Origin of the sequence: Arsenophonus endosymbiont of Bemisia tabaci Q2, from assembly GCF_902713415.1 — a bacterium.
Classification (GTDB): Bacteria; Pseudomonadota; Gammaproteobacteria; order Enterobacterales; family Enterobacteriaceae; genus Arsenophonus.
Window position 1 is genome coordinate 1 of sequence record NZ_CACTIE010000306.1, and the last position, 1032, is coordinate 1032.

Consider the following 1032-nt stretch of genomic DNA (forward strand, 5'->3'; position numbering starts at 1 on the left):
TCTTCTTCCATTGTAAATATCACTTTACGTCTAAAATTAATTGAATAGCTCATATAAATAATGTCATCAAAATTAAGTCGCTTAGCTATAGCATAAAGCCATATATCTTTATCAAAGATCGTTGCTAATCCAATTTCGGCTGCTGGCCTCACTATAACGACAACATTACCGTTTTTATATTCTCTAAATTTCATATCCCCGCCTTTTAAGGCAAAAAAAGGATGTTCTATACTTGGTATTTCATCACGAAATGTCGAAATATCGACATCATCACCAATAAAAAATTCGAGGTGTTTATGTTTATAAGGTCATCATGTCTTCAAGTTGTTTTTTCTCTTTTTGTTTGTAAAATTAACCATAGCCTCCTCTCTCCTAGAGCTTTAGGATTGTTGGTTAGAGCCTGTCAAGTATTGCTATCACCTGACAGGTTTGTTTTTTTAGATGGTTTTCGACTTTTAGACACCAATAAAAAGTCGACTCTTAAACACTATATATCAACTTTTAAACACCATCAAGAATAAAACAAAAAAACACAAAGAAAATGGAAAAAATAATGTGAATCTTAAATTTACTTCGACTTTTAGACACTAACTATCAACTTTTAGACACCGGCATAAGAATTTAATTGTTAATTATCAAATACTTAAATTAAATTTTCTGGCTTTAACTCTTTTAACTTATACATAACTAAATATAACTTCGCGCGCGAGGTTTTACTGTGGATAACTTTTTCTTCACAAAAAAACATGAACCGAAAAATATGTTATACCTAAGCGTCTTAATTTTGATTACAAAAATATATGTTTTTCTCGAATATAAATTTACTGATATAGAGTAATTACTTTTAATCATTTTAAAGTCGCCTAGTTATAGTTGCCGGTGGAGGATATGCTGAATATTTTCTGGTACATGAAGCTATCGCTTTACCTGTTGGTGATCTTAGTGATAGCTAAGCGACTTAATTTTGATGACATTATTTATATGAACTATTCAATTGATTTTAGACGTAAAGTGATATTTACGATGGAAGAA

The 1032-nt window shown here is 30.2% G+C and carries 2 protein-coding genes; both read right to left on the reverse strand.

Annotated elements, in window-relative coordinates:
* On the reverse strand, positions 1 to 194 hold a 194-nt coding region (locus ARSQ2_RS14375), incomplete at its 3' end, for a replication initiator protein A (RefSeq protein WP_338078299.1).
* Positions 195 to 687: 493 nt separating this feature from the next.
* Positions 688 to 852: a hypothetical protein gene (locus tag ARSQ2_RS11570; RefSeq protein ID WP_181995371.1), complete on the reverse strand. Its 165-nt coding sequence runs from the start codon at positions 850 to 852 to the stop codon at positions 688 to 690.
* Positions 853 to 1032 lie beyond the last annotated feature (180 nt).

What these genes read in the sequence shown, in the direction of transcription:
- ARSQ2_RS11570 (WP_181995371.1), bottom strand. Translation starts at nt 852, where the DNA reads ATGATTAAAAGTAATTACTCTATATCAGTAAATTTATATTCGAGAAAA.